We start from the raw sequence: 26,926 nt of genomic DNA on the forward strand, positions 1-26,926 counted from the left end.
AAACGCGCTTTCAATATATATAGACGCCCAAAGATGTGAAAAGGTTTCCAGAACTGCTTATATTATGAGTATATATTTTTGCCTTAAAATGACAAAATAGTTGTTCTTTAATAAAGAACAACTATAGCTGCATATTATAAATATTGTTATTTCTCCAAAGCTTTTCTTACGAATTCCATTATGCCTTCTATTATCCTCTCCTCATCTTTCACCCCGTCATCGCCAAGGAAGATTTTCATTCTATCCTTGTAGTAATCGGAAGTGAAGGAGAATTGGAACATCACCAAAAGATTGTCCAGGCAGAAGGATACCAGCTGATCATCGATATCAGGAGATATTGTTCCTTGCTCCTTGGCTTTTCTCAGGATTTGAGCATAGAGCTTTGCAGTGATGGACTCCATCTGCCATGACAGCCTGCTGGATAATCCGGAGAGGCCCTGGGTGCTGAGATCGAGATATATCTGGTTCATCTCGGGATAATTCTCCGCATATTCTCTGGTGACCCTGAAAAGCCTCTCTATTATTTCAAAGATATTGCCCTCATCCGGATGGATCTCTTCTAATGCTTTTTCCAGAAGGTGAAAGCCCTCATCAACAATAGTGAGAAACAAATCCTCCTTGGATGCAAAGTAGCTGTACATAGAGCCGATGCTTATTCCTGCTTTTTTGGCTATGGTATTTATGTTTGTGGAGCTGTATCCGTTTGATGCAAACTCGGATATGGCTACTTCAAAAATCTTTTCCCTCTTGTCTTCGGATATTTTTTCAAAAGTGCTTTTATAAAATACCTGTTTCTCACTTTGTATCATTTTTAGCCTCCGTTCATATTGTGGTACCCAGGGCATAACCTGCCTTTACCGCTTCCAGTACCCTGCCGCCGGTAAAGGAATCGCCTATGTTGTATATTTCGGGAGCGGTATGCTCTTTGATGCATTCGTAGTAAAGCTTATCATCGGGTATTGCGCCGGTGCATATCAGTACCAGGTCCGCTTCCAGCTTCATTGGCCGCTCCGCCTCCTCCAACTTCTTCGCAAAGGGGTTTTCTATATTGTCTGCGAGGGCAGGGGTCCATGTTATATACGGGTCAGGCACGGTGTCCGATGTGTTCCTCATGACCTCCACTAAGCCTTCGTCTATGCCGATGAGCCTGGCGCAGTTTATCAGCTCTACTCCCGCAGCCTCCAGGTGATGTATCATAAAGAATCTGTTGGAGGTGCAGGTCTTTTTCATGAAGTAAGGGGTCATCTCCACAACCTTTACCTTCTTGCCCATTTCATAAGCCAGCATATAAGCAGCTTCGCAGCCTACGTCGGAGCCGCCTATGACCACCACCTTCTCTGCCTTATCAGCCGTCTCAGGATTTTTGAGAAAATCTGCTCCCGTTATGACATAGGGGAGATTTATCCCCGGCAGTGGTGGCTTTGAAGGCTTTGTTCCGGTGCAAGTCACTATGGCATCGAAGCTTCCGGCCTTGAGCATATCCCGGTTTACATCAGTACCGAAAAAGGCCTTCAGTTCATAATTCTTCGAGATCCGCCTTATTTCATTATTAATATACTCCATATAGTTTGCTATTTCAAACTTAATCTTGGGACGGGAGCCCGGGATGAGCATGCCTCCTGCCTTGTCATTCTTGTCGTAGAGCACCACCTCATGACCTCTCCCGGCGGCAGTGCAGGCCAATACGGCTCCTGCCGGCCCTGCCCCCACCACCGCTATCTTCTTTTTCCTCTCCGCAGGCTTCATATCATCCTGATAAATGTCTTCAAAACCGGTCCTGGGATTTACCGCACAATGGGGATGGCCTCCGACGGCAAACTGCCCCAGGCAGCCCTCATGGTCTCCTATACATGGTATTATTTCCTTCACCCTGCCCGAATAAACCTTCTGAGGCCAGTAGGGATCCGCCAGCAGAGGACGGCCCAGCATTATCATATCGCATTTGCCCTCTCTCAATGCCCTCTCTGCCAGATCGGGATAGCCAAGCTTTCCCACAGCCATTACCGGTATGGGAAAGCCTGCATTGGATACTATTCCCCTTTTATCAAAATGCTCCTTTACCAGACGGGCTATCTCTATATATACCCCGGGAGGCATTCCGTTAGGCGGATGGGGGAGCCACCAGCTATCATAGCCGCCCAGGTCTGCATCAAAGGCATCCACTCCCGCCTTGACAAGGTTCTCCATATAGTCCAGCGTCATATCTGCGGTACGGCCGTTTCTGAACTTTCTCAGTATCTTATCCTCATCCATCTTTTCTCCGTAGGTCTCCCTGAGGGCCAGCGAAAGGTCTATCCTGTAATGTATCGGGTAATAGGCTCCGCATCTCCTCCTTATTTCTCTTACCATATCCAGTCCGAAGCTTTGCCAGCCCTTATACCTTCCCATTTTTCTCCTGTTATAGGCAGGGTCCGTCATCTGCTCTATAAGATAGCCGGAGTGACCATGAAGGTATACGCCGTCTATCCCCAGTTCCTTTGCATCAACGGATATTTGTCCCGTATTCCTTATTATCCTTCTGCACTCTCTGTCGGTGAGAGGCCTGCATAGTATCTGGGGTATATACCAGTTGCTGTTCCAGGAAGATGATATGGGAAGCCTGTATTTCTTCGTCAGGCATTCCGGATTGCCTACCCTTCCCATGCCCGGTGCAAGCTGGATGAAGAACCTGGCTCCATAGGAATGACAGCCCTCAGCTATGTCCCTCCAGCCGGAATAGGCAGTCCTGTGGCTGTCTATCCTCGGAAAGATCCCCGTAGAGTCCAGATCTCCGTAAGATGGATCGGCCTTCCATGATACGGGAGTCATGCCGCTGGTTATGAGCCCTGCTCCCCCCTTTGCCCTCTCTATGAAATACTTTATCATCTTTTGACCCGGCTTTCCCGTCTCGTCTGCCATGGATACATTGCCCATGGGAGCCATCACTATGCGGTTTTTTATTTTCAGCCTGTTTATCTGTATGGGCTCAAAAAGCTTCTCATAGGGATAGAGCTCATCTGTCATCCTTCCCTGTTTCAGCCTTTCTTCATCCAGAAACCAGTTTCCCAGGCCGTCAATTATTTCTTTTACCTTGTGATTTTGTCTTTCTTCCATATCAACACTACTCCGTATAGTATTTTTTAAATTTTCCCCCGGCCATAATCTTGCCTATCAAGCTTCCCATTACCCTTATGGCCGGATAATTGAGCTTCAGGTCTATGAGCTCTATGAGGTTGCCGTCCGGGTCCTTCATAAAGACCCATTTGTTGCCGTCAGTATCCTGAGGCGGAGAGAAGAAATATACTCCTTTATTCTTTAAATGCTCATACCACCTTTGCACATTCTTTACATCCAATGTTATATGGGTAGGCCCCGGTTTGTTCCACCGCATCTTTTCCACCGGAAGCGAAGGGGCGAATTCGAATATTTCAACGACCCCGCCTTTGGGGAATCTCAAGAAGCCCAATCTCACCGATGCATCCTCTACCCCGTAAAGCTCCTGCAACTCCTTGACCTGCTCCCTGGGGAGGGTTTGCTCCGATATGAGCCAGCACCCAAAGCTTTCATGATACCATTTCACTGCTTTTTCAAAGCTTGATACTGTAAGCCCTGCATGGCTTAAAGAACGCACTTTCATGAAAACAACTCCTTTATTTCGCATAGTCTCCGACCATGGTCATGAATTCGCCTATCTGGGCGCCGAACTCGGGGGCGCCCTCCATTATGAGCCGGCCCTTTATAGTGGCTTCTATAAGGTTATCTGTTTGGAGCAATATGCCCAAAGCGCTGTCCACAGAGTCAAAGCGCATGGTGAAAAAGGGCTTGGAGCGCGTGTATTGTCCCCTGGCGGATTTGGTATTGCCTGCCTTTACCCTTATATATGCACATAGCTGCGGCTTGCCGTTCACTGCCCAGGCATATACTCTATCCGGGCTTTTCTTTGCCCATTTGGAAATCTCGGGATGCTCTGCTTTGTTCAGCTGGCTGATGCCGGCAGACAGCAGGTAAAAATATAGCTTGACCAGGAGCTCCTTGTCCTCCTCCTCCTTGGGCGGCTCCTTGGCGCCCAGCATGGCCGCCATCTTGAGGAGAGCCTTGAAGGTGGATATAAGGAGTCCCAGCTTTCTCAAGCCGATGATCCTGGGGAGCTTTTTGCTCTTGCCCTTGAAAAAGTCATTGAAGGCAGTGATGCTCTTAAACTCCAGCTCAATGTCCGGTGAGTCCGTTATTCCTTTTTTTACGGTCCATACCCCATCCTCTATTATGAAATGAGTTCCGACCTTTCCTTCGTCTGTTTTGGCGCTTATTTGTATCTTGGCATTCTTACCTTGAAAGCCTTTGCCCAGGCTTTCATCATTCTCAACGATAACCTTTACAAGAGGGAGCACAGCATTTAAAAAAATCCTGCTTGAATATATATCATCTAACCCAGTCATAAGCTACACCTCGTCATCCCAGTTTTCGTCTTCCTCGAAGTCCTTGCCCATGAGCTCCCTCACATTCTCCAGTATTCCGTTGGTATCGATTTTGTAATAAGCCATGAGGTCCTCATGGAGCCCTATTATTGAAAAGGTATCGGGAATGCCCAGCATCTTAAAGGCGCAGGTCATGCCGCTGCCGGCCACCACCTCTGCTACGGCGCTGCCGAGTCCTCCTATGACATTATGGTCTTCTACGGTTATTATCCTTCTGGTCTCACGGATTGCCTTAAGTATGGCCCCACTGTCTATGGGCTTTATGGTATGCATATTTATGACCCTTGCTTTGATCCCATCTGTGCTATTGAGTATCTTTGCAGCTTCCACCGCCTGATATACGCAGGAGCCGCAGGCTATCACGGTCAGATCCGTTCCTTCCGCAAGCTCTGCTGCCTTGCCTATTTCATAGCCGTACTCAGTGTTTTCATAGAGCTTTTGGTCAAAGCCCCTGTTTATCCTTATGTATACCGGGCCCGGGGTCTCATAGGCTGCCTGCACGGCATTTGCAGTTTCTATGCCGTCTGCCGGCACTATCACCTTGCAGTTGGCCATGGCGCGCATTATGGACAGATCCTCGGTGCAATGATGGGTAGAACCGGCCTGCCCAAAGGAAAGCCCTGCATGAGTGGCGATCATCTTTACATTCAGGTTCTGATAGCATATATCAGTATGGACCTGATCGAGTCCGCGCATAGAGGTAAATATGGCGAAGGTGGAAACGAAGGGCACCAGCCCTGCCTTTGCCATTCCCGCAGCCATGCCGAACATGTTCTGCTCGGCTATGCCCGCATTGAAAAAGCGGTGGGGAAATTTGCTGCCGAAGAGCCCGATCTTTGTTGACTTTGCCAAGTCTGCAGACAATCCTACTATCTCAGGATGGATTTCTCCCATATCGCATAATACCTTTCCGTATAGCTCAGCCGTAGAAAGATTAGCAGTATCCAGCATTGTATATGTCAATCCCGCCATATTTTACACCCCTTTCATCCTTTTTTCATAGTATCTTGCAAGGCTGTCCTTGCTTTGCTTTATTTTCTCCGAGTCCAGCCCGCCATAGTGCCAGCGGTAGTCATTTTCCATGAAATCCACTCCGCAGCCCTTTACCGTGTTGGCTATTATCACAAAGGGAGCCTTCTTCTCTCCAAGAGCATACTCTATGGCCCGGGAAAGCTCCGGGAAGCTGTGGCCGTTTACCTCCTTCACTATGAATCCAAAGGCCTCCCATTTCTTTGCGAAGGGCTCCAGCTTCATGACTTCTTCTGTAGGGCCGTCTATCATACAGCGGTTCCTGTCAACTATAGTTATCATATTGGTCACATTGTAGTGGGCAGCGGCCATGGCAGCTTCCCATACGGAGCCTTCGTCGCATTCGCCGTCCCCCAGCAGGCAGAAGGTTATATAGGATTTGCCCAGCAATCTTGCTGCCAATGCAGTGCCTATTGCTATAGGCAGCCCGTGGCCCAGTGAGCCTGTTGATGCATCCACGCCGGGGACCTTCCTTGAGTCCAGATGCATGCCCAGGCTTGAGCCCGTGTGGTTGTATTCCTTCAGCAGCTCCTTGTCAAAATATCCTTTGTCCGCCAATACCGGTGCATAGCCCACACCTATATGCCCTTTGCTGAGGATCAATCTGTCCCTATCCTCCCAATCCGGTTTTTTCGGATCTATATTCATATATTTATAGTACAGTATGGTCAGTATGTCTATGGAGCTCAGGCTGCCGCCTATATGGCCGCTTCCCGCCCATACCACAGTGTCGACGCACAGATTTCGGAGTTCGTTGGCCTTTTCCTCCAGAGCCCTTAGCTGTTGTTGGTTTAATGGCATATTATCCTCCCCCTATCCTAATTCAGGATGTCTCTTTTTCACTGCCTTGAAGGCATCATCTGCAATTTCATGGGTATATTTTATGTCCTCCTCCGTCATGGCACAATTGATGAAAAGGTTATGATGATTGGCGAAGAAGGCTCCTCTTCTCACGCACTCCGCCACCCACTCCTGATGCAGCATAAGAGAATCATCATTGGCTATCCTCATATACCAAAGTGAGGGAGCACCGCTGATGGCCAGGTCAAAGCCATGGCTTCTGCCTATATCCCTGAGACCGTCGGTCAGCTTTTTCCCCAGATTCAGCATGTATTCAGGCCCGTTGATCCTCTTCAGCTTGGTGAGGCATGCTATGGCTGCTGCAAAGGGTACCGCCGACAGCCAGTAGCTGCCTGTATACATGACTGAGGAGGCCGCATCCTTCAATGCATCTATGCCGCACAGTGCTGAAACGTTCCAGCCGTTGGCCAGTGCTTTGCAAAAGCACATCAAATCCGCCTTAAATCCGAAATAGTGATCCGAGCCTGCCATATCCAGACGGAAGCCGCAGCGCACATCATCTATGGCAAGGACTATGCCCTTATCTGTGCAAAGCTTTCTTACCTTTTGCCAATAATCCTTCTCCGGCATAGCATTGTCCGTAAAGATGGGATGGTGGTAAGGTGTAGCTATGAAGCAGGCGACCCGGCCCGGATTTTCAGCTACTGCTCTTTCTATCTGTTCAAATTTGTTCCATTCCACATATATGTTGTTGGATACATCTTCATCTATGATACCCGGATAGCCCAGCTTCTGGGTCCAGGGGGCAACGCCGTGATAGCCGCCCTTTACCATTATCGTCTTTTTCCTGCCTGTGGCTGCCTTGGCTATCATGACTGCAAAGCTGGTGACATCTCCTCCGTTTTTGGCAAAGAAGGCCCAGTCCGCCATCTCTACAGTGTCCACCATGAGCTCTGCCAGGTCGATCATCCTGGTTGAGGGTGCTGTCACACAGTTGCCTTCTTTCATTTGCTTTTCTACCGCTGCATCCACTTCCTCGTCATTATAGCCCAGCACATTGGGGCCGTATGCGCACATATAGTCTATAAACCGGTTGCCGTCCACATCCCAAAAGTATGCTCCCTTGGCCCTTTCGGAAAAGAAAGGATATGCATTGGCAGGTATATAGCAGCCCGATGCAGGGCCCAGATGACCGTATATTCCCCCGGGTATTACCTTTACGGCTCTTTTGAAATATTCATCCCTTTTGTTATAGCTGTAGGTTTCCATAATACACTTCCCTCCTTTTTATTCAGACAAATAGGCCGGGACTTGAGCCAGGAGCTTGTTCATGTTGTCAATCATAGGTATATAGCCTTTTATCTCCAGCCTGCCGTCCCCTATGCAGGTATAGCTGTCCAGCTTGCCGTTTAGGACTCCGTTGGCCGTACTCAAAGAGTCAAAGGACATGATCGCTCTGGGCTTTTCGGCCGCCCCTTTTATGACCTCAAGCCTGCCGCCTTTCACATTGATGCTTATGGAAGGGCCTCCGTTCAATACGGACACAGCTATTATGCCGTCAGGTATCCTGTGGGCATTGAGCTTGCCTATCCTGTCATTGTTGCCTATTTCAGCAAGGGCAAAAAAAGCGGTGTAGGCAGTGAGTATGGTATTGATATTTGCATAATTTGGGTCCTTTAGGAGCAATTCTGTGGGTTTCAAATAGTAGGCAAGTTTGTCTGTGAGCTTGGTAAATTCATTTTTCAGAAAACCGATTTTTGTGATTCCTTTTACCGGGATGGGATTCGCTTTCCCTTCCATCATTTGATTGAAATGCTGGGGAGATTTGAAATATAGCTTGATATCATGGGGTCCAGCTCCTTTTGACATGGTGCACTTTCCGTTTTTAAAGGAAAGCAGTGCTTCCGGCACATCCTTTGCAGAGAACAAAATGGAGATGTCCTTGGCTGAGATGAGTGACTTCGCTTCCTGATCCAGCTGGCATAAATCCTCAAGGTTTCTTAACACAGAATGGAGGTTTATGCACGCCTTGGTCAACTCGTCAGGCATATGATTTCCCCCTTTTTTAATTTATTTTGTTGTGGTAGCTGATAACAAGTATAAAGTTTCAAGGCTAAGACTTTGTAAGCTTGTATTTTATTTCATAGAATGAGTGCTCGCTCTATACCTAAACAATACTACTAATTTATATTATTGTCAAACTATTTTGATAACTCCAAAAATAAAAAAACTCCCATAGAAATTTGCTCTACAGAAGTTTTTGAATTGCATGAAGGCTATATCATATTCGATAATCGCTGTTTGTCTGCCGCTAACTCCGATATTTCTGTCCCAGAAAATATGAAGTCACTCTTTTTTCTCCGCTTGCCGGTTCGATAAGGCCTTTTGTGACCCAATCTTTAGCCCATTTTGATATTGCTCTGGGTGTAACACTAAATAATTCTGCAATCTCCTTTGGCTTAAATGATTGATTTGGCCGTCTTAACATATATGTGAGAAGAGTTTTATCCTTCTTGTTTAGATCATCCGTATCTAAATATTTATCCAACTCCATGGCAGTATTCTTTATTGAGGTAACTGCTTTTTCAAATGCCAAGACCATGACTCTTACAAAATATTCGATCCAAGGGGCTAAATCAGAAGGTGCATTTCTGCCGTCATAATATAAAACCGGCAGATTCATCTGGATGCTTTCATAATACCCCTTTAAGTCGCTGACATAAAACTCCTCCATAGAGTAAAATCCTCTCACATCATAGCCTTCTATGGATAACAAGTATGTGGCTAAAGCTCTTGCTGTCCTTCCGTTTCCATCATTAAAGGGATGAATAGTTAGGAATTGATAGGATAATATAGCTGCTTTAATTGGAACAGCTAATTTATTCTCTTTAGCAAGCCATTGTACCAGCTCTTTCATGAGTATAGAAACATCTTTAGCTTCAGGAGGTATATAGCTTGGCTCTCTCGTAATGTTGCCATAAACAGCAAATAGCACTCCCGGCGGCGTAGGCTCCCGGTATTTGCTCTCCTTTGGCATTCTGCCCGGTTTATCGTTATCTATTATTGCATGAAGTTTTTTTATGAATTTTTCATCTATAGGAGTTTTTAAAGCTTTATGCTCATCCAGAAAAGTTAAGGCATCCCAATAATTTCTGATCTCTATCTCAGATCTATGCTTAGCCTTGTAGTCTTTCTTTTTTATTATATCTTTTACCTGTTCAAAATTTAATGGATTTCCCTCTATCCTTGTAGAGAAATGAGACATTTTAAGCTTTGCCTGCTCCTTAAGCTCGCTTTCTACATAGGGAGGGACTATGCTCATATCTAATACTGTTCTGTATTTTTCAATCTTCCCTAAATCAGCTACAATGTTGTCTGTGTATTGAAATTTAGGACTAAACATTTGTCTCACCCTCCCTTGTTCTCTAATTTCCTTATTTGTTCCCTATTCGTTCCTTATTATAGCATTTTTGTTCCTTAATTTGCAAGGATGATTCAATCTGCGGCAAGCAGAACGTCATCTCTCTGCTGCTATGAATAGTATTTTTGGAACTTGCTTCTTGGCTTATCAGGCATAGTCATTTTTATTTTTCCTTCTTCAATCAATGGCTGAACATATTTTTTTTAAAAATATGACCTTAAATACTCCTCGTCTATCCATAAACACCGGCTCCGGCATGCCTGCCTTCTTAAGCTCTGCTCTTACAGTAGGAATACCTGAGAAGCGATTCTCAGTATCGATCATGATTTCCAGAGCCCCTGCTATATATGGATTTCTGGTATCTGCAGCCGCCTTACCTAGATCATCCACAGTTATCCCGCCATATAAGCCACCCAGATTTTCCAGCTCTAGTCTATCCTCATACATTATTAAACGCACTGGGGAACGATCTGTATGCACACTGTAATCTCTGTGAATAAGGGCATTTAATATAATTTCTCTCACAGCCTTTATGGGATACTCCGGTTTGTCAGCCCGAATCCCATCTTCGGTTATTATGGTTTTAACTTTCATATTCCTGCGTACGAAAGCCAATGCTCCTTCCAGCATCTGGGGTATGGTGCCTTCAATACGCTTATTATCTACAAAGCGCTCGCCATCATCACCAAGCTCCCCTATTTCCCTGCCTTGCACCACCATTGCAGTAACACTAAGCTGCGGAAAAAATTCTTGAGGGTATTCACCAAGCAGCATTAACCCTGCTAATGTAGGAAGGCTGTTTTGATCATGATTCAAGCAGCTTTTCATATATGGCATTAAATATAATGTTGCACTTATTTAATATCTCTTTGGGCGCCTTTTCTATAAATTCAAATTCTCTTTCACTTAAATCCAAAACTTTAACTTGGTCCATCAATATATCGCCTTTAGTTGTAATATTACATTTATCTAAATTTACCCTGGTAAAAAAAGTGCTGGTTGAATTTGTTATTGGTACCACTGTTACTATTCCATTTAACTCTTTTTGGGTAATAGGATCTGATATTACAAGCCCTGGTCTATAGCCTTTCTGTTCATGTCCTTTCGATGGCGAGAAGTTGATTCTTATTATGTCTCCAAATTCTAAGCCACAATAGTTATTTTTATCTGATTTAGCCATAATAATTACCACACTTCTTTCCCAATAGGATTGCCCCAGTCAATCTCCTCTTTTGGATTTATTTTTTCTCCCTTTGATTTTTCAGCCAAAAGTTCAAATTTTGTTTTTTCTTGTTTCTTTTTTAAGATCAATTTGCCTTCTTCTACATCAATATCAAAACTTATATTTTCAAAATTATTACTATCAATTTTTAATTCGTCTAATATTGCCTTTGGTATACGAATAGCTGCACTATTACCCCACTTAGATAAATTAGTATTCATATAAACCATCTCCTTAAAATTTTCTTAGTACTCTTATATATAGTATATACGCGTATATACGGATTGTCAATCAACCATGAGGCTGATTTGAAATAGCCCGCAGATAGTTGAAAATTACTTTTGAAATATAATTTTTCTAATGCTCTTAGCTCTTTTTCTCTGCCTATAAACAACTATAACAAAAAGTCTTTGCATACAGCTCTATTTAGCCTTTTTTCAGTAACCACGAACAGTCTCACCTGGTTTTACAGCAGCCAGCAATAGTCTTGTCTGCAGGCTACAACAGCATCAATATAAGCAGTATCCTCTTTACCTCATAAACCAACAAATACCGCTTGGCTATTGACAAATAATATTGCTTATTATACTTGGTTCGCACTATGGTCAAGCATAATTGGTATTGCTTTTTCACGATCTAAACCATAAAGTAAAACTTTAATTGCTTATCCGCTTTTGTTTCCTAAAAATAATCTAAGCCACCTCTTGTTGTTTACTACTGCCTTTCAGAATATATAATTTACATATTCATTATAAAATTGTGCCCATTGCATTGGAAACTCAAGGTACTAATAAAATTAGGGTGGTTGAGACTGTAGCTCTGCCACCCTAATTGATTATTATTCTTCCAGCACCCAACCTAGCGAAAGCTTCCGCAGTGTGCTTTCCGTAGGATTGCCCGTGCACTTATCCCATGCTGCAAGTCCATAATATAAGTCTCTGGCTTTGTAGAAATTATCCCGGTCTAAAGTGATGCCCTCAGATGCTCCGTCGGGCATCGGCTCAAAGATTCTCTCAGGAAGTATATCATCTTCTATGGTAAAGCCTTCCCTGCTGTTGAAATACCTCATCATATTTATTCTTCTCTCGCCAATTCTCATCAGTTCAAATATAGAGGTATCCCATCCTATGCCATGCTTGCAAAGATCGACTATATCCTCGGGTCCGAAAAGCTCCCAGCAAGGTCCCCAAACAAATTGACATAAGCAAAGGGTATCGAGCATTGAAAAGAAGCATTGGGTGTCAAAAGCAAACCTTACCTTCTCATCGTCCAGCTCAAAGGAGTCGTCGTAGCCTTTCCAGACACCTATATGTCCCAGGCGAATCCTTTCACGGCTATCGGGGGGCATCGTCAAAAATTGATCATGCTCGCTGGATTGATGATCTGCCCCAAAAGGATTTACTGCATAGATAAGACCTACAGAGGGCTTGAACTGAGGCATATGAGCGGGAAGCTCCTGTCCTTTCACAGATATGCTCAAAGCCTCTGCCCCCTTGCCTATTCTATTGGCAGCTCTCATGCTTCCTTCTGCCAATAGATCGCCAATGCCAGCCCTATATGCAATTTTCTCTATAAGAGGCTTCAGCACATCGCTGTTTCCGAAGTTGAGCTTTAGCCCCTCCGTATCAGCATCACTGAGCAAGCCCTTCTCATAGCATTCCATAGCAAAAGCTATAGTAGCCCCACAGGAAATAGTATCAATTCCGTACATATTGCACAATTGATTGGCCAGTGAAACATCCTCCAGGCTGCTTATCCCGCAATAGGAGCCAAAGGTGGCGCAGGTTTCATATTCGGGTCCTCCATATAAAGGGTCGACCTTTCCGGGGACCTCAACAACTCTTTTGCATCTCACTGCACAGCTATAGCAGGTATCTCTTTCCTTCAATATTGTCTCTGTCATTGTGGTGCCCGTAATTTTGCCGGCTCCCTCAGGGAAGTAACCTGTGGTCCAATTCTTCGTAGGCAGGAAGCCTATCTCGCTGAAGCCCTCCAGATCTCCGTCCGTTCCGTGCTCTCCCAGACCTGCAAGAGCAGCATTTTCCTTTAGTCTGTCTTTAACGCTCCTTGAAAGCTCCATAAACTTATTTTTGTCATATGGGCTCATAGCCTTTTTCTTCTTTACTACTATAGCCTTTAGATTCTTGGAGCCCATCACGGCACCTGTACCATTCCTTCCATTAGCCCGATTGCACATATTTATGATACAGGCATACTTTACCAGGTTTTCCCCCGCCGGGCCTATCTGGGCTATCTCAAGGTCCTTGCTGCCAAGCTCCTTCTTTATGATATCTTCTGCTTCTCCCGTCACCTTTCCCCAAATTTCAGATGCATCCAAAAGCTTTATATCATTTCCATCTATATAGACATATATGGGTTCTTCTGCTTTGCCCTTTACCACAACGGCATCCCAGCCGTTTGCTTTCAGATGTATAGGGAAAAATCCACCGGCTTGGCTGTCGCCAGCGGTCCCCGTCAGAGGGCTTTTAGTTGTAACAACCATTCTGCTGATTCCGCTTATGGGCAGCCCTGTCAAGGCCGAAACGGAGAAAACAAGCAAATTGTCCGGCGATAGGGGATCTACGCCTGCTCCCATTCCTTTAAGCAAAAGATACATGCCCAAGCTGGAGCCTCCCGGATATAGTCTATATGTTTCGCCATCCAACACCTTGGCTTCAATTATCTTGCTGGACAAATCTATTTCCAAAATATTAGCATTAGGAAAATTACTCATCTCTGCTCCTCCTAAAATTATCGTGCAAACTATCTAAATAGCTGCATACTTCTTCTGAGGATTCCATCTCCATAACCTCAGCGGCAATCTTTTTAGCGGCTTCATATTCCATGGTCCTTATAAGCTTCTTTATCCTGGGTATAGAACCGGCACTCATGCTGAACTCATCCAATCCCAAGCCCAGCAAAAGCATTGCAGCCTTATGGTCTCCTGCAAATTCCCCGCACATCCCTGTCCATTTGCCTTCTTTGTGAGAGGTATCTATAACATTTTTTATCAGGCGCAAAACCGCAGGATGCGTCGGCTGATAGAGCTTTGAAATCTTGTCATTTCCTCTATCCACAGCCAAAGTATATTGGGTAAGATCATTAGTACCTATGCTGAAAAAATCCACTTCCTTGATAAGCTTGTCTGCGATGATGGCAGATGCGGGAGTTTCAATCATTATGCCTATTTTTATATCTTTATCAAAGGGTATACCTTCATTTGTCAGCTCCATTTTTACTTCTTCAACCACTGCTTTTGATCTTCTAACCTCATCAACCGTCGCAATCATAGGAAACATGATAAGGATTTTTCCATAATGACTTGCCCTTAAAATAGCCCGCAGCTGAGGCTTGAATACATCTAATCTCTCAAGGCAAAATCTTATGGCCCTCCAACCCAAGAACGGATTATCTTCTTTTACCAGTCCCAGGTATGGCAGATCCTTATCCCCTCCTATATCAAGGGTTCTGATGATTACAGGCTTGCCCTGCATTCTCTCTGCCGTTTCTTTATATTTCAAGAACTGCTCTTCTTCATCAGGCAGATCCTCTCTATCCATAAACAATAGCTCCGTCCTGAAGAGACCTATGCCTTCCGCTCCGTTTTCCAAAGCTGCTTTGACATCTGCGGGGAAACCGATATTAGCAGATATCTCCACTCTCCTGCCATCCAAGGTCACTGCCGCCATATCCTTTATGCTTCTGAGCTCTTTGAGCTCTTTATCAGTCTTCAGCTTTTTATCAACGTATTTCTCCTTTTCCTCAGGAGAAGGGTTAATCAATATATCTCCTGCGGCACCATCTATAATTATAGTATCTCCCTGACTCACTCTGGCTGTTATATCCTTTGCCCCAACTATAGCCGGTATGCCTATTGATTTGGCCATAATTGCCACATGGGATGTCTTCCCGCCCTTATTGATTGCAAAGCCCTTTACTTTGGAAAAATCCAGCTGGGCTGTATCCGAAGGTGTCAAGTCATCAGCTATAATGATGACTTCCTGTCCATCATCCATATCCAATGATGCATTCAGCCCCAGCAAGTTATAGAGCATTCTTTTGCCGATATCCTTAACATCTGCTGCTCTTTCCTTGATATATTCGTCATCAATGGTTCCGAAAATTCCGGAGATTTCATCAATGGCCTTAACTAAAGCCGGCTCTGCCTTCAAGAGCTTTGTCTTAATATTGTGTTCTACCTTTTCTGCTATGCTGGGGTCGTTTATCAATTCTATATGCGCTTCAAATATTTCTGCCTCACTCTTGCCCATCTTTTTTAGGGTGTCTTCATAAATTGCCTCTATCTGCTCCTGTGATTGTTCTTTTGCCTTGATGAAACGTTGAATTTCAGAATCTACTTCATATTCATCTATATATTCGTCCTTGACATGGATTTTTTCCTTGTTTAGTATTAGTGCGTTTCCTTCTGCAATTCCCGGAGATACTCCTATTCCCTTCATCCCGGTACCTCCTTTAGTTCTCAAAAGAGTTAATAAGATCTATCAATGCCCTAACGGCTTCCCTTTCATCTTCTCCGTCAGCATGAATCTTTATCGTTGAGCCTTGGGAGACCCCTAAGGTCAATATCCCAAGTACACTCTTGCCGTCAGTTTTTTTGCCATTGAATTCAACTAATATATTGCTCTTGTACTTTTTTGCTTCCTTTACAAAATCCGTTGCCGGCCTCGCATGCAGTCCGGTTTTATTAGTTATCTTCACAAGCTTTTCAGTCATTTTACTATCTCCTCTTAAGCAATTGAGATTTTCCCGAAATAATACTTTAAAAATATAATAACAGGAAAATCTCCCTTCTTGTACAATAATAATTCTATTTCATGAAATTCGAAAATGCCTTTTCTGCGCTGATGCCTTCTTTTATTATTGCATCTACACAGTTAAGTATTTTCATATTATCTTCTCTGTTCCAAATATTTCTTCCTATGCTGGTACCTATGGCTCCGCCTTTCATCATGTCCTCTACATCCTTTAAGAAATCCATATTTGCACCGCTGGTATCTCCGCCTGCCGTCACTACAGGCACAAGGCAATAATTCACTACATTCTCAAAGCTCTTCAGGGATCCTGTATATAGAACCTTTACTATATCTGCTCCTTCTTCTGCCAGTGTCCTTGCTGCAATTATGTTAGCCTTTTCATCCTTAGAATCCAAGCCTGACTCAGGAGCTATAAGGCATTCCCCTATCAAGGGCATCTCATATCTATCGCATAAATCCGCCAGATGTCCGAATTGTTCGATTGATCTGTTCTCTTCTTTGGAACCGAACCATACCGTTGCTACCAAAGCGTCGGCTCCCAGCCTCATTCCCTCTTCCACTCCCGTGATGAAGGCTTCATAAGTGGAATCATCTTTCTTGGGAACAGTAGTTGTACATGTGACCCTCATGATAATGCTGGCTTTATTTATCAAGCTTTTGTAAGCCCTTTTAATTGATCCTCTTCGTAAAATAAATGCATCGGATTTGCAAGACAGCTCCTTCACAAAGGAATCCATTTGTTCCAGCTTATCAAATGTCCCTTCTACACCATGATCTAACGGCATAATAAGCGTCTTGCCCTTTTCATTTATAAACCTTCTTAATCTAATTTCTTTTCCTACTCCCATTTGTAACTCCTCCTTAATTCCGTCATTTATAACATTTTAATAACAGTTTTTAATGATTTTCTATTTACAGCGTTTTCAAAAGCTTCCTTGGCTTGATGTATGGTAAAAATATCGCTTATTATAGGCTCAATCAAAACCTTTTTTTCTGATATGAGCTTTAGTGCCAAGTCAAAAAACTCCAAGGGGTAATCCGATGATCCTGTTATTGTAATTTGCCTGTAGTGTATCGCATTAGGGTCTATCCCGATGTTCTGCGGTGGGTGGACACCTGCAAAATAAAGCAATGTGCCATTGTAGCCTGCCAATTCAACTGATTGTTCCATTACGGCAGGTATACCTACTGTTACGATAACACTGTCCGCCAGCGCGCCTTCATTGACCCTTTTAAGCTCATCTACAGCATTTGCGTGCTCCGGATTAAATGCATGGGTGGCTCCCAGCTCTAATGCCTTATTTCTTCTAAGCTCCAACGGCTCAAACACAATTATCCTGGAAGCTCCTTTAATCTTTGCCGCTTGAATATGCATCAGCCCTATAGGTCCTGCACCTATGATGACAACAGTGCTTCCCATTTTTATATTGGCTCTGTCCGAACCATTCAAGACGCAGGCCAGAGGCTCTGTACAGGAGGAGGATAGCATGTCCCCCTTTTCCGGGATCAAATACAGGCTGCTCTCGGGTACTGCCTTGTATTGGGCAAAGCAGCCGTCACTTACCCTCTGATCAGTGCAAAAGTTATGCATTGATCGCTTGCAAAAGCAGCAAGTACCGCATTTATAGTCACTATTTACAACTACTCTATCCCCAATCCTTAATTTCTTGACTCCTCTTCCAACTTTGATGATTTCGCCTGCAGCTTCGTGTCCCAGAACCTTAGGAGCTGACACCTCTTTGCTGCCATTGTAATATCTCATGTCCGACGGACATATAGCTGCATATTCAATCTTGACCAAAGCTTCGTTGTCTGCAATCTCAGGAATATCCACCTGTTCAACTCTGACATCCTTTTTCCCATATACTACAGCTGCTAACATCTTTTCTTGCAATTAACGCACCTCCGAAATAATTAAAAAATACCTATTATTGCTCCAATAGCACCAAAGAGGATAAGCAATCCCATGATTTTGAGAGGAGACTTTCCCTTTTTCACCATCTTGTACACTGCTATCGTAAGCAATAACGGCAATAAGCCAGGCATAATTTTGTCAAAAAGGTTTTCCTGCAATGAGAAGGCCGTTTCACCTATGGACAAGCTTAGAGTTGTTTGAAGGGACACAAATGTACCCACAAGCCCTCCCATTACCAAGGTACCCAGTATTGACGCTCCCTCAATAACTTTATTGATGATGCCTCCATCCAGTATTTCTTCTACTACTTTTTTCCCATATTTGTACCCATTCATCCAAAGACTGAAGGATAAAGCAAACATAATGCCGTATTGGGCGATCAGATATATTATAGGCCCGGCAATATTTCCATTTCCGCTGGTTGTTATGCCGATACACATTGCAAGCAATATAGGTGTGATAATACCCTGGGTAAGAGTATCTCCTATTCCCGCCAGCGGACCCATCAGCCCTGTTTTTATAGCATTTATGCCCTCTGAAGTGATGGGCTCATTGTTTGCCTTTTGCTCTTCCATAGCTATTGTAATACCATGAATTACTGAACCGCATATGGGCTCGGTATTAAAAAAGGCCAAGTGTCTTTTTATTGCATCTATCTGATCATCTTTTGACTTGTATAACCTCTGAATGATTGGAACCATTGCATGGGCAAAGCCCGTTGCTTGAAGCCTTTCATAGTTGTAATTGGATTCCGCAAAGAAAAACCAATTTGCAAAGGATTTAATAATATCCTTTTTTGTAAGCTTGTTATCATCTTTACTATCTTTTAAAATCTTATCTTCAGCCATTTTATAACCTCCTTCCAAACTAAGCCTTGTACGCATCATCTTCAGGATGCTTAAGCTGAATAATCACAAAAGCTGCTATACATCCCAAGATTGCAACGGTTATTATATCCAGGTTAAAATACACTGTCAGAAGAAGTCCTAAAACAAAGAAGGGCATAGTAAAGGAGTTGCCTATAAGCTTTAGGTTCATAGCAATTCCAAGGGCAGGCAAAATACCTCCTATTACTTCAAACACATGCAGAACATTGGGTCCCATTAATTGGAGCAAACCGTCCACAGCATTTGGGCCGTAATATACCACCAAAGTAGTGGGAATAAAGCTTAATAAGGAAAGAAAAACCTGACATGGGACCATATTGATGAAAGCAACGGCTTTTAGATCTCCTTCCTCGGCTTTCTTGTCCGCCATATGTACAAAGAAGGTATCTACGGTCATCTTTGCAATCCATAATATTGAAGCAATGGCTCCTAAAGGTACGGCTATTGCCATTGCAGATTTGGCATCCATATTGGAGGCTATTGCTATAGCAGTGCCCACATAGCCTGCAAAGGAAGGGTCGCCGACCTGCGCACCGCCGGCAGATATAAACCCTATATAAATGAGATTTATTGTGGCCCCGATAATTGCCCCCTGAACAGGCTGTCCTAGTATTATTCCTGTTACAAAGCCAGCAACAAGGGGCCTGTTCCATGTAAAAAAGCTCACATAGGTTAGAATCGGACTCCATGAAATATAGTAAAAGATACCAATAAGAGCAGCCTGCAGCAAGCTTATTTTCATTTTTCCAACCTCCTTGACTATTTATAAATAATTCTTAATGTTGATCTTATCATCATCCGGTACAATCTTTATATGTACGTCTGTGCCCAGTTCTATAATCTTTCTGAGAACTTCCTTCTCATCCTGTGATGCAGAAATGTTTTTGTAAACTTGCTTTCTTCCTGGTCCGGCACCCATGCCTCCTATATTCAGTTCTTTTATTTCTACTCCACCCTGAATCAACTCCAGCATTGTCATGGGGGTCTTGGCCAGCAGCAAAACCTTATCCTGGGATTCCGCATAATTTGTTAATGCAGCAATTGCGCCCTTTATGTCCAGTATCTCCACCTTGATCCTTGGAGGGGCCGCCATCCTTAGAACCTTGCTGATAAACATATCCTGTGCCACCATATCATCAACAATAATAATTTTATTGGCTCCCGTTACTCTCACCCAAGCTGTGGCTACCTGTCCGTGAATAAGCCTGTCATCTATTCTTGCTAATACTAAATTGACTATTTTAACCACCACCTATTCTTATAAACTGTCCTCTAATCTTTTTCTAAGATCCACGATGCCTTCCGAAGCGGAATTGATGCATTGATCCTTTAGCTTCTCTAAAGTATAATCATTCCTTGAATTAAAGGCCTCTATCAGCATTGGCAGATTCACCCCGGATATACATTGGAGCTTGGAAGTATCAATTTCTTCATTATTGTTGAACTCCATAGCGATGACATTGGAAGGGCTGCCTCCAAGGAGGTCAACAAAGGCCAGAACTCCCTCGCAATTATCCAGCTTTTTTAGCATCTCTCTGACATCTTCTTTTAACTTTTCTATACTGTCTCCATGAAAAAAGCCCAGAGTATAAACATTATCCTGTTTGCCCAGAATTAATTCTGCGCTCCTTACCAACTCATATCCAAAGCTGCCGTGAGATACAACAAGAAAACCTATCAATAATTTCACCCCCGCATCTAAATGTCAGCCCATTCATAGCTACTCACATCTCCTTTCCGTGATACTCTATAACTATCTACTATTACAATGAGCAATTCCTATGCCAATTATTTTTCATATGTGTATCAATCGAACATATTATTCTCTGCCAAAAGTGTATAAATAGAGAAACCCCAATCGTCATGCCGCTTGCGCAATATTCTTTATATATTAAATTTTCAAAAAATAAAGCCGGTTTGTACCGACTTTATACACTTAATATATATTTAGTTATGTGTATCTATAACTGTATCATAATGTGTATCGATCATTTCTACTATATATGCCTTCTCTTCGTCTCCGATTTTTATGCCGAAGATTTCTTCAACCGTCACGAAATTTTTATCAATCATATTAAACATTTCATTCCTGCTAATTTTAAACTGCTCTACTTCCTTGTAGTGAAAGGTTTTGTTCATTATTACCCTTTCAATCATACAGGAGCAATGGAAAAGGAATTTTATGATAATATCCTCATCCAATTCAACATTAAGCTCATTAGCAATGCCGCTCAAAACCTCTATAAGCACTGCACAGCTCTTTTTGGGATTTAAAAAGGTAAGTGTTGTATCCAATATATTTATCAGAAGCTCTATAAATATTTCTCTTTTATTTTTGCATAATTCATTTTCTTTATTATCATCAAATTGATACAGATAATTTACCAAACCGAATTGCTCCGCCCTATTATTGCTGATGGTTTCAGAAATCTGATCAACAGTTATATCATTGAGCAGAGATAATCTGGCAGCCTCTACTACCATACTGGTGGTGAACACTTCAAAGTATTTGATGGGCATTTTGACTTTTTCCTCAATAAGATCAGCAAAAATAGAGAGCCCTCTCAAATCCGCAAAAATAATAACACTCTCAATATTTTTCAATGATAAAATCTTTTGTACTATTAGTTCATATGTGTCTGCTACCTTTTCATTAAAAGGTATATCTATTCCGTATACGCATTCTACATTCAATAAATCATTAACCGAACCAGCAATAGCTGTCGCAGTGTTCAGACCATGGCATGTAACAATTATTGCGATAGATTGGTTGCGTTCCCTATTCTTCAGCACATAAAAGAGCATAGTAATAAATATGATCTCATCCTTTGGTATTTCTATGTTCATCTTTTCAACTATATAATTCATAAATATTTCTGCTGCACTATGCTCCTCTTTATATTCCTTAACAGCAGTAATATCCATTTCGCTCTTATAATCGGCAAGCAGTTTATTATACTCAACAAGGCGTGATACATGTAATGCTATATAATATATGGCTGTTTTGTCTTGTGTCAGGTCGATAATATCTTTTATTTCATTCAAGCCTTCCTCTACAACCTTAATTATCTCAGTCTTTACAATATTATAATCATAGCCTCCTTCCCCTGAATGGAGAGCATTTGATTTCAAAACGAAACTTTTGAAATAATCGTCGATTTGCTCATATATTCTGTCTCTCATTGTTTTGCCGGTGAGCCCTTCTTTTGAGAGTTCCCTCCAGGTATCCGAGAGAAAAGAATAAATAGATTCCGCACTATCAGAATTATTATTATAATAAATATCTATAGCTTCGTCATTAATATCGGGGCTGTCGGGGGAAAAAACCAAATCCTTATTTTCATATGCGCCTGCATCAGGAATACATATATGCTTATTCTCATTTATCTTAAACAGCCCTTCCTTAACCTGCTTTGATAAATGAGATAGTTTTATCTCAACGATGCTTCTGCCATACTCCATACAATCCAAAAATGCTCTGGCACATACAAATTGAATATCGCTTCTCAATTGCCCTATATTTCCGTCACATTCGTAATAAAGGAATCCTTTGAATACTTCCTTATTAACCTTTATAGGCAGCTTCAGTCTTTTAGACTCGCTTTTGAAAAGACTGCATGTCAGCTCAACCCTTTCCCTAATGGTCCTGTCGCTCAAGTCCGGGAGTTTTATAACTATAGGTATTCTTCTCAACAAAGTTCTAAGAATAGCAGAGTCAGGGTTTTCTGTCGTAGCCGAAATAATCATAACATTGGCCTTTCTCATATTAGAAGTCTCTCCAAGCCTCCTGAAACAGCCTCTGTCAATCAATAAAAACAGCATCTCCTGCCCTTCATAGGGAAGACGATGAATCTCATCTAAAAAAAGTATGCCTCCATTGGCATGATCAATAAGCCCCTCCCGCTCTTCATTGGCACCTGTAAAGGCGCCTTTAACATAGCCGAAAAGATGAGACATTAAAAGCTGTGGATTTTCTGCATAATCGGCGCAGTTAAAAACAATATACTTGTCGTCTTTGGGATACCTGCCCATATCAACTCCATAACGGTACATAGCCTCTGCAAAGGTTGTTTTTCCAACTCCCGTGGACCCTATAATAAGCGTATGCAATCCATTGGGCGGATATAGCATAGCAGCTTTCGCCTGCTCTACTTGATACTTTAAGCTTGAATCTGCTCCAATAATAAAATCTATAGCGCTTTTTTTGCGGCAGCTTTTCTTCTCATGATTTGGATTAGCATTAAGTGCCATGCTGTTAATATCACTATCGCCTTTGTCTGGGACAGGCTTATCCAATAAAATATCCCTAAAAGCATCGTAATTATCAAATAGTATATTATTGATCTTTAAGCTTCGCTTATTCTCTAAAGTGTTTTTGTCTAAATATAGTACCGGCTTGCCTTTTATTTTTATAATATTGCCTTCTTTGAACAGTTGATTTAACTCTTTACTTGTATTAGTACGGTTTATGCCGGCTTGCAAGCTGATATAGTCCGTATCAAAGCCTATTCTGGTGATGGATTGATCATCCATATTGCTTAGCAGCTTTTCTGTTTCCCTTTCAATGATTGAATATATTCGCTCCTTCCTATTAGCCATAGCTTATAGCACCCCCTGCGCAGTTATTAGCAACAAATTAACAGTTATATTGTCCATACATTATTGAGGCAGCTTGTACGAATTGCAGCGACAACTCCAAAATATCAACTATAAAACTATACTATATTACCGAATTATCAGACTTCTTAATACATTCTATCATACTAGGATAAAAGAACAAAATAATCAAATATGGTATAGATGCAGCTATAGAAATATTAAATTTGAAGCAATAGAATAAAAATACCTTCTGCTATGGCTTCTTATCCTATAACAGAAGGTATTTCTTATTGGGAAGCGGTTTAGCTATTAGGATTTACACCTTTTGGAATTATTGATATAATATAATTAACAAACGAAAGGGGGGAGGAGCTGAGTATAGCTATGGAAATGCTGAAAAAAATAAGTGCAGATGAAGAATTGAGAGAAAAATATGCAGCTCGTGAGAAAGCCAGACTTGACGCCATATCAAGCCTTAAGTTTGCTGAAATGAAGGGCATAGAAAAAGGCAAGGCTGAAGGTAGAGCCGAAGGTAGAGCTGAAGGGAAAGCTGAAGGCAGAGCTGAATTATTGATAAGACTTCTCAGCAAAAAATTTGGCGTATTGCCCACTCCTTTAGAAGAAAGGATACAAAATGCTGCTCTTCCTGTTTTGGATTTGCTGGCAGAAAATATATTTGAGCTCAATTCTATAGATGAAGTCATAAGATTAATCGATGAAAACAAGTAAGTGGGAGCTATGCAGTTCCCACTTACTTGTTTTTTTAGAATGGCGGCTAGGAGGGCTGGTCTGATCAGACAGATCTGCCTATTCTGGTGTCCAGTCCCGCTTGTCCCATACATTATTTGCATTCACACAGATAAATGTTAAACTCATCTCTTAGAGTTTTATCATTGAAAGCTACATATAGCGGACGATTAAAGTTCATATCATCAAGCACTCTAATGTTATTATAGATATTTTGTCTGTTTAAGTGGTTGAAAACTCCCAAGTCGACTACTCCAAATGCTACTTTTTTATCATTAACGGATTTCAGCAGCTCATCTATCGATTTAAAGAGCCTTTTATTCTCCAACCCAATGGAATCAATAATTTCTCCATACTTATAGTTTTCTATAACCCCAAGCTTTGAATTTTCCTCAAATAAACCTTCGATATTGCCATAATAAACCTTATTAGTTGATGTAACTATTGAAGTTACTGCATCCCTCAGCTTCTCAGAAAAGTAAAAAAGCTTTTCTCTTTCAGGTGTTTTTTGAACCTGAAATACTATATCGATTTCTTTATTATTGAACTTTTTTTCAATCAATGACCACTCTTGTATTATATAGTCAGCTTTATAGCCCATTCTGTCAATTATTAAGCTTACAGTATCATAATCTGAGCCACAGATATTTTTGTTTTTATCAATATATTGATATGGTGGAAATGGATCGGCTCCAATGATTAAATGCCTCATATTACTCTTTCCCCAACTTATTTGCCAGAGCCTTCAATTCAGGATGTATGAATTTACCGTATTCCATGATTTGCTCATCATCCAGCCATACTGAGCACTCCAGGCTAATTCCATCCACATGGCTTTTGGCTACTCTTGGCTCACTTCCGGAATAATTTGGCCCTTGATGCCCAAATCCCCATTCTGTACTTCCCCATATCCTTTCATCTTCTGTTGTGCAACCTTCAAGCTTTGCATTGGGGCTGCATCCGTAACATACATGAGCTGCTAAATACATGTTCGCATCCTCCAGCGACTTGAAATACTCCTCTGCCTGCTTGGCTAACTTACCGCCCTCGAATTTAACGATCCGCCCTTTTTCAACAATATAAGTTATCGTTTCACTAAGAACACCAAGCTCCAAGTCTCCTCCGCCGCTATATGCTCCATCGAAGGTAATCCTTCCATTTATGGTTTCTTCCTTCGGTGCCCATCCAATCTGTCCAATCAGAAAGTGAGCGCCAGGTGTGCTATAGTCAATCTCATTATTTATAGGACGTTTAGGATCATTTTCAAAGGCAACATCAGTGCCGGCTTTATTTGTAATCCTAACTTTTTTCGCTGCCTTTGTGATATCTGTCAGCTTAGTCTGAAATTCCTTTTGAATTTGCATATCTACAAGCCCAATATTTCTTACTATTCTCTCAATTCCTAATCCACCCAGCATAACTTGACGAGTTCTTCCATTTGTGACAGCCTTGTCCCAAATAGGTGAATAAAGCAACCATTGATCGTTTAATTCAATCCATACATCTGTCTGGTCAGCGCATGCTTTAAGCGGGTCAGGCAAATAATCCATAGTCAAGGAACCATATCCTTTCGGTGTCGAATGCCATGCCAGCATAGCTTTTGCCCCTAATGCATCAGCTATTTTTGTAATTTCTTCGGCTACTCTGAAATCACCGATAGAGTCAATTGTAACCAACACACTTTCACCTTTTTTAACCTTAACCATATCATGCATTAGTTTATACGCTGACTTCGTTAATTCCATGTCTAAAAATTGTGCCATTACATTTCCTCCTCCTTATTTTCTTCTTGCTCTATTTTTAATGGTCTTAATTTCATCAAAATTATATATATTATTATAGATGTCGCTAATGAGTTAATGGATGCTATCCCTGCTTTCACTGCAAATCCAACAATACAACCTGCTGCCCAAGCAATTAGCGCATTCATATTCCATGCCGGAATTTGACTTTCATCTTTGAATCGATAGTTTTGCTTTCTGATTATATAATAATCTGCCATAATTACTCCAGCCATAGGAGGTACTCCTATACCAAGTATGCTTAACCAACTGGCAAAATATTTTGCGACTCCCAAGCCTCCTAATGCTGCCCCGATAGTGCCGACTGTTAAAGTGATCTTCTTTTTTTTGACATGAATCATATTAGATAAGCCTAAAGATGAAGTATATAAGTTATTATCATTAGTAGTCCATTGTGCAAGTATCAAAACTATTAGAGCAGGAAACCCCAAGCCTAATTTCAGCATTGCTTTAGGCAAATCGCCTATGCCGGTAGTTAGTGTTGTCAAATATCCTGCGATAATGATAAAAGTATTAGCTGCCAAATACCCAAATATAGTAGCTATCCAAGCTGCTTTTGCATCTTTTGAATATCTAGTTATATCAGCTTGTGCTGAAGCGCCCGCAGCAAATGACCCTACAACCATTACAATGCCAGCACTTAATGTTACATTGCCTTGAGGTACAATCGATACGGTATTACCCCATCCACCTATAGACTTTATAGCGGCAACTGTACCAATAGTAGCAGTAATAACAATCAAGGGAACGGCAATTTTGCTAAGTGCATCTAATCCCTTATAACCGAAATATGCCGTTATAAGCATCAGCATTCCACCCCAAAAGCCTGCGAAACCAGGATGGGTTATAAAACCTGCGTTTGGAAACATAGCATTAATAGTATTACCGAATAAACCTGATTGAACTGAAAACCATCCTGCCATTGTGAGTGCTAAAACCAGACTGACAATTTTGAAGCCTTCATGTCCAAAGCTATAGATAGCAAGTCTTGAAGATGATAATCCTTCTTTTGCACCTGCTGCTCCAATAGCTCCGCCGAAAAAGGATAGAATTGTGTTCCCTACGATTGCCGCCATTAAAGCATCTTTAAAGTTCAACCCTGCAGCCATCGCCGCACCGGTGAACAATCCTGACATCGCAATGCAAAATCCCGCTGCAACCATCGCTACACTAAAGATGCTTTTTCGTTCACTTTGAGGTATTCTTTCAATAGCATAATCATTATTTGCCGTTTTTGCTTCTATTTGTGTTTTCATCATAAAAACCCTCCTTTC

The 26,926-nt window shown here is 42.1% G+C and carries 27 protein-coding genes; 1 reads left to right on the plus strand and 26 read right to left on the minus strand.

Annotated elements, in window-relative coordinates; translation table 11 throughout:
- Positions 1–146: 146 nt before the first annotated feature.
- The 23 genes from AC4HCY_RS20265 to AC4HCY_RS20375 all read right to left on the minus strand — a co-directional run bounded on the left by AC4HCY_RS20265 (position 147) and on the right by AC4HCY_RS20375 (position 23,103).
- Positions 147–809 (minus strand): TetR/AcrR family transcriptional regulator, encoded by a 663-nt coding sequence (locus tag AC4HCY_RS20265; RefSeq protein WP_323433408.1) that lies wholly within the window; start codon positions 807–809, stop codon positions 147–149.
- Positions 810–822: 13 nt separating this feature from the next.
- Positions 823–3,093 carry an oxidoreductase gene (locus tag AC4HCY_RS20270; protein ID WP_491095015.1) on the minus strand — a complete coding sequence of 757 codons (2,271 nt, stop codon included), beginning with the start codon at positions 3,091–3,093 and terminating at the stop codon, positions 823–825.
- 7 nt (positions 3,094–3,100) lie between these two features.
- The gene (locus AC4HCY_RS20275) at positions 3,101–3,616 is read right to left on the minus strand and encodes a VOC family protein (RefSeq protein ID WP_323433410.1); all 516 of its coding nucleotides are present in this window, start codon (positions 3,614–3,616) and stop codon (positions 3,101–3,103) included.
- Positions 3,617–3,629: 13 nt separating this feature from the next.
- Positions 3,630–4,415: a hypothetical protein gene (locus AC4HCY_RS20280; protein WP_491095016.1), complete on the minus strand. Its 786-nt coding sequence runs from the start codon at positions 4,413–4,415 to the stop codon at positions 3,630–3,632.
- A gap of 3 nt (positions 4,416–4,418) precedes the next feature.
- Positions 4,419–5,426 (minus strand): transketolase family protein, encoded by a 1,008-nt coding sequence (locus tag AC4HCY_RS20285; RefSeq protein WP_323433412.1) that lies wholly within the window; start codon positions 5,424–5,426, stop codon positions 4,419–4,421.
- A 3-nt stretch (positions 5,427–5,429) separates the two neighbouring features.
- A complete protein-coding gene (locus AC4HCY_RS20290) occupies positions 5,430–6,284 on the minus strand; it encodes a transketolase (RefSeq protein ID WP_491095017.1) in 855 nt (284 codons plus the stop codon).
- Between the two features lie 12 nt (positions 6,285–6,296).
- Positions 6,297–7,553 (minus strand): aminotransferase class III-fold pyridoxal phosphate-dependent enzyme, encoded by a 1,257-nt coding sequence (locus AC4HCY_RS20295; protein WP_323433414.1) that lies wholly within the window; start codon positions 7,551–7,553, stop codon positions 6,297–6,299.
- A gap of 18 nt (positions 7,554–7,571) precedes the next feature.
- Positions 7,572–8,333 (minus strand): hypothetical protein, encoded by a 762-nt coding sequence (locus AC4HCY_RS20300; RefSeq protein ID WP_323433415.1) that lies wholly within the window; start codon positions 8,331–8,333, stop codon positions 7,572–7,574.
- A gap of 262 nt (positions 8,334–8,595) precedes the next feature.
- A complete protein-coding gene (locus tag AC4HCY_RS20305) occupies positions 8,596–9,687 on the minus strand; it encodes a Fic family protein (RefSeq protein ID WP_491095018.1) in 1,092 nt (363 codons plus the stop codon).
- A 128-nt stretch (positions 9,688–9,815) separates the two neighbouring features.
- Entirely contained in the window at positions 9,816–9,890 is a 75-nt protein-coding gene (locus AC4HCY_RS20310) for a Fic family protein (protein ID WP_491096160.1), read from the minus strand.
- Entirely contained in the window at positions 9,883–10,479 is a 597-nt protein-coding gene (locus tag AC4HCY_RS20315; protein ID WP_491095019.1) for an ATP-binding protein, read from the minus strand. The genes AC4HCY_RS20310 and AC4HCY_RS20315 overlap by 8 nt, the downstream gene beginning before the upstream one ends.
- Before the next feature lie 31 nt (positions 10,480–10,510).
- Positions 10,511–10,885, minus strand: coding sequence for a type II toxin-antitoxin system PemK/MazF family toxin (locus AC4HCY_RS20320; protein WP_323433418.1), 375 nt, complete (start codon positions 10,883–10,885; stop codon positions 10,511–10,513).
- Between the two features lie 5 nt (positions 10,886–10,890).
- Entirely contained in the window at positions 10,891–11,148 is a 258-nt protein-coding gene (locus AC4HCY_RS20325; RefSeq protein ID WP_323433419.1) for an AbrB/MazE/SpoVT family DNA-binding domain-containing protein, read from the minus strand.
- Between the two features lie 617 nt (positions 11,149–11,765).
- Complete coding sequence (locus AC4HCY_RS20330) at positions 11,766–13,661, minus strand: aldehyde ferredoxin oxidoreductase family protein (RefSeq protein ID WP_491095020.1); 1,896 nt, start codon at positions 13,659–13,661, stop codon at positions 11,766–11,768.
- Entirely contained in the window at positions 13,654–15,387 is a 1,734-nt protein-coding gene (gene ptsP / locus AC4HCY_RS20335) for a phosphoenolpyruvate--protein phosphotransferase (RefSeq protein ID WP_491095021.1), read from the minus strand. Before ptsP ends, AC4HCY_RS20330 begins: the two co-directional genes overlap by 8 nt.
- Before the next feature lie 13 nt (positions 15,388–15,400).
- Positions 15,401–15,661: an HPr family phosphocarrier protein gene (locus AC4HCY_RS20340; RefSeq protein WP_491095022.1), complete on the minus strand. Its 261-nt coding sequence runs from the start codon at positions 15,659–15,661 to the stop codon at positions 15,401–15,403.
- Positions 15,662–15,755: 94 nt separating this feature from the next.
- Positions 15,756–16,550 carry a class I fructose-bisphosphate aldolase gene (locus AC4HCY_RS20345; protein WP_491095023.1) on the minus strand — a complete coding sequence of 265 codons (795 nt, stop codon included), beginning with the start codon at positions 16,548–16,550 and terminating at the stop codon, positions 15,756–15,758.
- Between the two features lie 26 nt (positions 16,551–16,576).
- Positions 16,577–17,596: a zinc-dependent alcohol dehydrogenase gene (locus AC4HCY_RS20350; protein WP_491095024.1), complete on the minus strand. Its 1,020-nt coding sequence runs from the start codon at positions 17,594–17,596 to the stop codon at positions 16,577–16,579.
- Between the two features lie 20 nt (positions 17,597–17,616).
- On the minus strand, positions 17,617–18,465 hold the full coding sequence (locus AC4HCY_RS20355; RefSeq protein ID WP_491095025.1) for a PTS system mannose/fructose/sorbose family transporter subunit IID: 849 nt from the start codon (positions 18,463–18,465) through the stop codon (positions 17,617–17,619).
- A gap of 19 nt (positions 18,466–18,484) precedes the next feature.
- Positions 18,485–19,246, minus strand: coding sequence for a PTS mannose/fructose/sorbose/N-acetylgalactosamine transporter subunit IIC (locus AC4HCY_RS20360; RefSeq protein ID WP_491095026.1), 762 nt, complete (start codon positions 19,244–19,246; stop codon positions 18,485–18,487).
- A gap of 21 nt (positions 19,247–19,267) precedes the next feature.
- On the minus strand, positions 19,268–19,744 hold the full coding sequence (locus AC4HCY_RS20365) for a PTS sugar transporter subunit IIB (RefSeq protein ID WP_491096161.1): 477 nt from the start codon (positions 19,742–19,744) through the stop codon (positions 19,268–19,270).
- 18 nt (positions 19,745–19,762) lie between these two features.
- The gene (locus AC4HCY_RS20370; RefSeq protein WP_491095027.1) at positions 19,763–20,194 is read right to left on the minus strand and encodes a PTS sugar transporter subunit IIA; all 432 of its coding nucleotides are present in this window, start codon (positions 20,192–20,194) and stop codon (positions 19,763–19,765) included.
- A gap of 257 nt (positions 20,195–20,451) precedes the next feature.
- Positions 20,452–23,103, minus strand: a complete 2,652-nt coding sequence (locus AC4HCY_RS20375) for a sigma-54-dependent transcriptional regulator (RefSeq protein WP_491095028.1) — start codon at positions 23,101–23,103, stop codon at positions 20,452–20,454.
- A 384-nt stretch (positions 23,104–23,487) separates the two neighbouring features.
- Here AC4HCY_RS20375 and AC4HCY_RS20380 point away from each other — a divergent pair, with 384 nt between their 5' ends.
- The gene (locus AC4HCY_RS20380; protein WP_491095029.1) at positions 23,488–23,832 is read left to right on the plus strand and encodes a DUF4351 domain-containing protein; all 345 of its coding nucleotides are present in this window, start codon (positions 23,488–23,490) and stop codon (positions 23,830–23,832) included.
- Positions 23,833–23,944: 112 nt separating this feature from the next.
- On the opposite strand, the gene AC4HCY_RS20385 is transcribed toward AC4HCY_RS20380, so the two are convergent.
- The 3 genes from AC4HCY_RS20385 to AC4HCY_RS20395 are packed head-to-tail and all read right to left on the minus strand — an operon-like array spanning position 23,945 to position 26,911.
- Complete coding sequence (locus AC4HCY_RS20385; RefSeq protein ID WP_491095030.1) at positions 23,945–24,562, minus strand: substrate-binding periplasmic protein; 618 nt, start codon at positions 24,560–24,562, stop codon at positions 23,945–23,947.
- Position 24,563: 1 nt separating this feature from the next.
- Positions 24,564–25,613 carry a 2,5-dihydroxypyridine 5,6-dioxygenase NicX family protein gene (locus tag AC4HCY_RS20390; protein WP_491095031.1) on the minus strand — a complete coding sequence of 350 codons (1,050 nt, stop codon included), beginning with the start codon at positions 25,611–25,613 and terminating at the stop codon, positions 24,564–24,566.
- Entirely contained in the window at positions 25,613–26,911 is a 1,299-nt protein-coding gene (locus tag AC4HCY_RS20395) for a cytosine permease (protein ID WP_323430252.1), read from the minus strand. The genes AC4HCY_RS20390 and AC4HCY_RS20395 overlap by 1 nt, the downstream gene beginning before the upstream one ends.
- Positions 26,912–26,926: the final 15 nt, after the last annotated feature.

The sequence above is a fragment of the Lutispora sp. QWL-02 genome (assembly GCF_058315355.1).